This is a genomic window from Mesorhizobium sp. M1A.F.Ca.IN.022.07.1.1, from assembly GCF_003997575.1.
Lineage (GTDB): Bacteria > Pseudomonadota > Alphaproteobacteria > Rhizobiales > Rhizobiaceae > Mesorhizobium.
This window is the reverse complement of the sequence record NZ_RZST01000300.1, coordinates 1-7,267: the sequence shown is the minus strand read 5'-3', so window position 1 is coordinate 7,267 and position 7,267 is coordinate 1. Positions and strand designations below refer to the sequence as shown.

At 65.4% G+C, this 7,267-nt stretch carries 8 protein-coding genes; 5 read left to right on the top strand and 3 right to left on the bottom strand.

Going from position 1 to position 7,267, the window contains the following annotated elements; all coding sequences use genetic code 11:
* A partial coding sequence (locus EOA75_RS25635; protein WP_127325462.1) for an ATP-binding cassette domain-containing protein occupies positions 1-787 on the top strand: 787 nt, incomplete at its 5' end.
* Positions 788-918: 131 nt separating this feature from the next.
* Positions 919-1,260, top strand: coding sequence for an antibiotic biosynthesis monooxygenase (locus tag EOA75_RS25630; RefSeq protein WP_127215985.1), 342 nt, complete (start codon positions 919-921; stop codon positions 1,258-1,260).
* Here the strand turns inward: EOA75_RS25630 and EOA75_RS25625 are convergent.
* Positions 1,239-1,397 (bottom strand): hypothetical protein, encoded by a 159-nt coding sequence (locus EOA75_RS25625; protein ID WP_245457090.1) that lies wholly within the window; start codon positions 1,395-1,397, stop codon positions 1,239-1,241. The genes EOA75_RS25630 and EOA75_RS25625 overlap by 22 nt on opposite strands.
* 149 nt (positions 1,398-1,546) lie before the next feature.
* Here EOA75_RS25625 and EOA75_RS25620 point away from each other — a divergent pair, with 149 nt between their 5' ends.
* Positions 1,547-2,284, top strand: coding sequence for a phosphatidylserine decarboxylase (locus EOA75_RS25620; RefSeq protein WP_281058558.1), 738 nt, complete (start codon positions 1,547-1,549; stop codon positions 2,282-2,284).
* 75 nt (positions 2,285-2,359) lie between these two features.
* Positions 2,360-3,103, top strand: a complete 744-nt coding sequence (locus EOA75_RS25615) for a phosphatidylcholine/phosphatidylserine synthase (RefSeq protein ID WP_245457363.1) — start codon at positions 2,360-2,362, stop codon at positions 3,101-3,103.
* 244 nt (positions 3,104-3,347) lie between these two features.
* Here EOA75_RS25615 and EOA75_RS25610 read toward each other — a convergent pair whose 3' ends face one another.
* Together EOA75_RS25610 and EOA75_RS25605 are read right to left on the bottom strand one after the other, a co-directional pair.
* Positions 3,348-5,570, bottom strand: a complete 2,223-nt coding sequence (locus EOA75_RS25610) for an AMP-binding protein (RefSeq protein ID WP_127325461.1) — start codon at positions 5,568-5,570, stop codon at positions 3,348-3,350.
* A gap of 304 nt (positions 5,571-5,874) precedes the next feature.
* Positions 5,875-6,282, bottom strand: coding sequence for a 4-oxalocrotonate tautomerase family protein (locus EOA75_RS25605; protein ID WP_066997323.1), 408 nt, complete (start codon positions 6,280-6,282; stop codon positions 5,875-5,877).
* A 114-nt stretch (positions 6,283-6,396) separates the two neighbouring features.
* On the opposite strand from EOA75_RS25605, the gene EOA75_RS25600 reads away from it, so the two are divergent.
* On the top strand, positions 6,397-7,251 hold the full coding sequence (locus EOA75_RS25600; RefSeq protein WP_127325460.1) for a LysR substrate-binding domain-containing protein: 855 nt from the start codon (positions 6,397-6,399) through the stop codon (positions 7,249-7,251).
* Positions 7,252-7,267 lie beyond the last annotated feature (16 nt).

Below are 7,267 nucleotides of genomic sequence, written 5' to 3'. Positions count from 1 at the left end.
GCACTTCTCCTATGATTCAAACCGCAAGATCCTGAAGGGCGTCTCCTTCGAGGTGCCGGCCGGCAAGACGGTCGCCATCGTCGGCCCCTCCGGCGCAGGCAAGTCGACCATCTCCAGGCTTCTGTTCCGCTTCTATGACGTGCAGCGCGGCCAGGTGCTGATCGACGGCCAGGACATCCGCGACGTCACCCAGGAGAGCCTGCGCGCGGTGCTCGGCATGGTGCCGCAGGACACGGTGCTCTTCAACGACACCATCGCTTACAACATCCGCTATGGCCGCATCGGCGCCAGCGAGGAGGAGGTGCGCAAGGCCGCCGAACTCGCCCAGATCGGGCCGTTCATCGAAAAACTCCCCGACGGCTACCGCTCGATGGTCGGCGAGCGCGGCCTGAAACTGTCGGGCGGCGAGAAGCAGCGGGTCGCGATCGCCCGCACGATCCTGAAGGCCCCGCCGATCCTGATGCTGGACGAGGCGACCTCGGCGCTGGACACCCAGACCGAGCAGGAGATCCAGGCGGCGCTGGACCTCGTTAGCAAGGGCCGCACCACCCTTGTGATTGCCCACCGGCTGTCGACGGTGATCTCGGCCGACGAGATCATCGTGCTGAAGGACGGCCAGATCGCCGAGCGCGGCACCCACGCCGCACTCTTGCGCCAGCAGGGCCTCTATGCCTCGATGTGGGACCGCCAGCGCGAGGCCACCGAAGCCGAGGAGCGCCTGCGCATTGCGCGTGAAAGCGACGAGTTCGGCGTGATCGTACGGAGAAGGACGTCGGAGGTGAGCTAGCGCCTACTTCCCCTTCTCCCGTAAGGGAAAGAGGAAAGGGTAAAAAATTCTGTTGACCTCAACCTAGCTTGAGCTTGCAAACCGGCTCCGAACCCCTGCGAAGCAAGCCTTCCAAGAACGGAGACCGATCGATGAATAATAAAGATCAACGCGCTGGCAGCGTGTTCCGGGTCGACAAATTCGTCGTGCCGGCGGAAGCGCGCGACGAGATCCTCGGCAAGGTCAGGATGACGCACGAATTGCTGCGCCAGCAGGACGGCTTCGTGCAGGACTTCCTGCTCGAGCAGTTCTCCGGCCCCGGCGAATTCAACATCGTCACCATGGTCGAATGGGAAAGCCAGGCCGCGGTCGACAACGTCGTGCCGATCGTCAAGGCCGCGCACGAGCGCATCGCCTTCAGCCCTCAGGCAACGATCGCCCGCCTTGGCGTCAAGGCGGATATCGCGCACTATCAGCGCGTGCCGGAGGTGTAAGACGGCCAGCCTGCGCCGGGTGCAGGCGCGGCGACGCCCAGTACCTGGCCGGTGCGGGCGTCGCCGACCATGTTCTCGAAGCCGCGCCATTCGGCGGCGGTGATGAACAGCGTCCTGCCGTCGGCACCGCCCAGCATGCAGGCAAAGCAGCCCCGATCGACCTCGACCTTGTCGATTTCGCACCGCCCTCGCGCACCCTGACACAGGCCGGCGCTAAAATCACGGCTATGAGTCCCTCGCTATTCGCCTCTCCCATTGTTGCGTTGCGGGGAGGGGGCTTTCCGCTATTCAGACCGGACCTGAAACAGCGACCGCCCCAAGCCCTATGACTCTTCTCGATACGATCAAGAATACGTTCGTTCCGATCCATCGCGAGGGCTATCCCTTTATCGCCGCCTTCGGCGCGGCAACGCTGTTCCTCGGCTATTTCTCCTCGATCCTGTTCTGGCTCGGGCTGATCCTCACCGGCTGGTGCATCTATTTTTACCGTGACCCAGAGCGCGTCACGCCGGTCGACGACCGGCTGGTGGTCAGCCCGGCCGACGGCGTGGTTTCGGCGGTCGGGCCTGCCGTGCCGCCGCGCGAGCTTGGTCTGGGTACGGGCGAAATGACCCGTATCTCGGTGTTCATGAATGTCTTTTCCTGCCATATCAACCGCGCGCCGGTGCGTGGCAGGATCACGCGGATCGAGCATCGTCCCGGCAAATTCCTCAATGCCGAGCTCGACAAGGCAAGCTCCGAGAACGAGCGCAACGGCCTGGTCATTGACAGCCCCAACGGCACCATCGCCGCCGTGCAGATCGCCGGCCTTGTGGCGCGCCGCATCGTCTGCTGGGCCGAGCAGGGCGGCTCGATCGGCATCGGCGAGCGTTTTGGCCTGATCCGCTTCGGCTCCCGCGTCGACGTCTTCCTGCCGTCGAACGCCGTGCCGCGCGTCGCCGTCGGCCAGACGGCGGTAGGCGGCGAGACGGTGCTTGCCGAGTTCGGCGGCGCGGCGGTCGCCCCGCTGGTCAGGATTTCCTGAGCGGTGGGCGCGCCTTTCAAGAAGTTCGAGGCACACGCCAGCGGCGGCCCGCGCATCCGCGAGATCCCGATGCGCATGGTGCTGCCCAATCTGGTGACCGTTCTTGCGATCTGCGCCGGCCTTTCCGGCATCCGCTTCGCCTTCGAGGACCGCTTCGAGCCGGCGGTGGTCATGGTGCTGCTCGCCGCTTTCCTCGACGGCATCGACGGCCGCTTGGCGCGCATGCTGAAGGCGACCTCGAAGTTCGGCGCGCAGATGGATTCGCTGGCCGATATCGTCAATTTCGGCGTCGCGCCGGCGCTGGTGCTCTATGCCTTCCTGCTCGACCGCGCCGGCTCGCCGGGCTGGATCGCGGCGCTCCTGTTCACCATCGCCTGCGGCATGCGGCTCGCTCGCTTCAATGTGCTGGCCGACGACACCGATCAGCCGGCCTGGCAAACCGAGTATTTCGTCGGCGTCCCGGCGCCGGCGGGCGCGGTGCTGGTCATGCTGCCCTGTTATCTCTACTTCCTGCGGCTCGGCCTGGAACCGACCCGGCCGGCGGCCTTCGTCGCCACCGGCTTCACCGTGCTCGTCGCCTTCCTTTTGGTCAGCCGGCTGCCGGTCTATTCGGGCAAGAGCGTCAAGGTGCCGGGAGACAGAGTGCTTCCGGTCATCCTCGGCGTGGTGCTCTACATCCTGCTGTTGATGGCCTATCCCTGGTACACGCTGACGGCATCGGTCGCCGGCTACCTCGTCTTCCTGCCGTTCTCGGTGCGGGCCTATTCGAAGCGGGCCATGCGCGAAGGCGAGAAGGTGCCGCCTTCCGATATCGGGTAAGCACTGCGCCCTATCTCCCCCGTTGTGGGGGAAATAGCCATTTCAACATCTTAGCGAAGCTAAGTGTTGGAAATCGCAAGAGAGGGGAAAGCGCCTAACATGAGAAGTTGGCGCTCTACAAGAAGCAGCCTCCGCGCCCTACGAGACCCCCTTCTCCGGTATTTTCCAAGCACTTGCTCGGGGACAAGCCCGCTCGCGAATGCAGGAAAATGCTTTCTCCCCCACAAGGGGGGAAATAACCGCGCTAGGCCGCTACCCCCAATCCCAGCCGGTCGATCGCCAGCTTCCGCGCCGACACGTAATCCGTCTTGCCGGAACCCAGCACCGGGATTTCTTCCACCTTGATGATGTCATTGGGCACCATCAACTCGGCCGCGCCCGCCTTCTTGCCGAACTGGCGCAGCTCTTCGGCATTGGCATCGTCGGCCGTGGTGACCAGCACGATGCGCTCGCCGCGCCTCTTATCGGGCACCGCCACCGCGGCATGGCGCTGTTCCGGCCATAGCGACTGCACCAGCATCTCGACCGCGCCCAGCGACACCATCTCGCCGGCGATCTTGGCAAAGCGTTTTGCCCGCCCTCGGATGGTGATGAAGCCGTCGCGGTCGACCGAGACGATGTCGCCGGTGTCGTGCCAGCCCTCGAGCGGCTGCAACTCGCCGGGGCGGTCGGCGGTCATGTAGCCCATCATCATGTTCGGCCCGTCGAGCCAAAGCCGGCCGCCCTCGCTGATGCCCTCGACCGGCTCAAGCTTCATACGGATCGCCGGCAGCAGCCGGCCGACCGTGCCGTCGCGATTGTGGATGGCGGTGTTCACCGCCACCACTGGCGCCGCCTCGGTCAGCCCAAAACCTTCGATGATCGATGCCTGGAAACGGTCACGGTAGGTGCGCCTTGTCTCGGGCTTTACCGCTTCAGCGCCGGCAACAACGAAACGCAGGCTGGAGAAATCGCCGTCCTTGGCAGTGCGGGCATAGTTGGCGAGGAAAGTGTCGGTGCCGAACATGACGGTCGGCTTCACCTTGCGCGCGATCTCCGGAATGATCTTGTAGTGCAGCGGCGAGGGATAGAGGAACAGTTTCACGCCGGTTACCAGCGGCAGGATAGTGCCGCCGGTCAGCCCGAACGAATGGAAGACGGGCAGCACGTTGAGCAGGATATCGGCCGGCGAGATCGTGATGCGGGCCTCGGCCTGCATGGCGTTGGCGAGAAGGTTGCGGTGCGACAGCACCACCGCCTTCGGCGTTCCTTCCGAGCCCGAGGTGAACAGGATCACCGCTGGTTTCGACGCCTGCTGCCGCTGCAGCGGAAAACGCCAGAAAAGCGCCGCCGCGACCTTGTCGAGCAAGGTCACGCTCTCGCGCACATCCTCCAGCCACAGCATCTTGGCGCCGCCCGCCTCGACGGCGGCGACGATGTCGTCGATGGCGGCCTTCTCGATGAACGCGCGAGAAGAGACCACTGTGCGAATGACCGCCGTGCGGATCGCGGCGGTGACGCTCGCCGGGCCGGCGGTGTAGTTGATCATCGCCGCGATGCGGGCCGCCGAGATAAGCCCGACAAAGGAGAGCACCACGCCGTTGGCATTGGGCAGGAGCAGGCCGACCGCTTCGCCGGGCGCCGTCACCGCTTCGAAGCGGCGGCCGAGCACGCGCGCGCCGATGAACATCTTGCGATAGCTGAGCGCGCCCGAAATCACGTCCTCGATGATCGGATGCGAGGCACCGACGCGATCCGCCGCGTCGCGCATGGCCAGGAACAGGCCGCGGTCGAGATTGCTGCCGTAGAGCCGCGCCTCGGCAAACCGGTCGAACAGGGCGTTGGTGTTCGACGCCATGTCGGGGTTGCGAGCCACCAGCTCGGCCACGGTCATCGGTTCCAGCACGCTGAGCGACAGGCGCGGGAACCAGTGACGCGGCGCCTTGTCGGCCGGCGTCAGCGACATCGGCAGGTCGCGCGCACCGGCGACGAAGATCGGCACGATGCGGGCGTCGGCCTGCATGGCGATGCGGGTGATGGCGCGGAACAGCCGGAACGACTTGACGTCCGGCTCGACGTCGTCGGGCAGATAGACCGCAAGCCGGCCCTTGCCCTTCAGCACGCGCACCAGCCGCCGGCTGACGAAGAGATGTTCGGCATTGAAGGCGATGGTGCGGGCAAGCTCGCGCCACGGCTCCAGCCAGGGCGAGCGGGCCGAGGCCTCGTCCAGAATGTGCAGCGTGTCGTCAGGCAAGAGCGACAGCATCAGCGCCGGCTCGATGCGCGATTGGTGCGAAACGACATAGATCACCGGCGTGCGGGCATTGCGGGCAATGCGGATGCGGTCGTCGGCAATACGGTAGGCGAGCTTGAACGGCACGTAGAGCAACGCCTGGGTAAAGCGCAGATCGAGCCGGAACCTTTCGATCACGCCAATCAGCAGCCAGGCAAAGACAAGACCGGCAAGCAGCGCCAATGTCAGGATCATGCCGCTCTCTCCCAACGTCCTCCACGGTGCGGCTCTTGCGCGGCCGCTTCGGTGGCAGAAGGTAGCGGAAGTGGGGGCAAGGTCAATGTGGGGCTGGTAGGGCGCTCCCTTCTCCCCTTGCGGGAGAAGGTGGCCGAGCGAAGCCCGGACGGATGAGGGTATTGGACGGGTCGCTTCGCTGGATATGTAAGTGCCTGAAAGCAATCGATTCTTCCAGGCCGTGCTTCTTCCAAAACCTCTCATCCGTCTCGACGCTGCGCGCCGACCCACCGTCTCGCACAGGGGAGCGGGGAAAGGCGTGCCGCTACGCCACCTTCAGTCTCCCGCTGATGAAGCGGAACTCCTGGCTCTTGCCGCCAAAGCCGTAGGCCGCCGCCGGAACCTCATGCACCAGCGCGTAGCTTTCCTCATGGACGCCGCCGAGCAGGCGGCCGAAGGCGTCGAAAATCGCCTTGAGATAGGCTTCGAGCTCGAGCTTGGTGTTGGTGCCGTCCACCACCTTGATGTCGAGCCAGAAGGTGCTCGTGCCATGCTCGGCCAGCGACTTGCCGCCGGCGAACCAGTGCTGCGGATCGACGTAGCTGACCGCAACCGCGGTGATGGTCGGGTCCTTGCGCAGATGCGTGGCCGTAATCTCGGTGATCTCCTTCGCGATCGCGGCGGAACGCTTTGCGTCGGGCTCGCCAGTGACGCTGACATTGATGATCGGCATTTTTCTCTCCTTCGCTTCTGACGGCTTCGCGCCGGCCGATGAAGGGACCGTGCCACCAGCCATTCATCAAAAAAATCGAATTGTTTTTGACAATCACTTCGATATTATCGAATTATGAAAACTCTCGATCCCGACCTGCTCAAAACCTTCCTCGCCTTCGTCGATGGCGGCTCCCTGGCCAGGGCGGCGTCCGCTGTTGGCCGCTCCCCATCCGCCGTCACGGCGCAGATGCAGCGGCTGGAGGAGGTCGTCGGCGAGCCGCTGCTCGCGCCCCAGGGACGTGCGCGCGGGCTGACGCCTGCCGGCGAGGACCTTGTCGGACACGCCAGGCGCATCCTTGCCGTCCACACCGAGGCCTGGCTGGCGCTGAAAGGGGCGCGCGTCGGCGGTCGCATCGCCATCGGAACCACGCAGGACTTTGCCGATCATGGCCTGCCGGAGCTGTTGCGCGCCTTCGCCGCCAGCCATCCGCGCGTCAGGATCGAGCTGCGCGTCGGCCGCTCCCTGGAGCTCGGGTCCGCGCTGCAGGCGGGCCAGCTCGATCTCGCGATCACCATGCGCCATGCGCCATCCCCGGATGAAGCGTTCCTGATCAGCGAGCCGATGCTGTGGCTCTGCTCGGAAAAAGGGCTGGCGACGCGGCAGGACGTGGTGCCGGTGGCGCTGCTCGATCCATATTGCGGCTTCAGGGAGGCTGCGCTCAATGCACTCGACGCCGCCGGCCGCCGCTACCGCATCGCTGCCGGCAGCTCCAGCCTTGCCGGCCTGCGCAGCGCGGTCAATGCCGGCATCGCGCTGACGCCGCGCACCCGGCGTCTTGCCCATTCCGGTATCGTGGAAGCGTCTCCCCATCTCGACCTGCCGCCGCTGCCAATGGCCGGCTTCGCCATCCGGCTCGGCCGCGAGGCGGCTCGTCCGGCGCGGGATCTCGCGGAGCTTCTGGGCACCGGCCTGGCGCTGCCGCCCTGAACGGCCAGGAACGCCC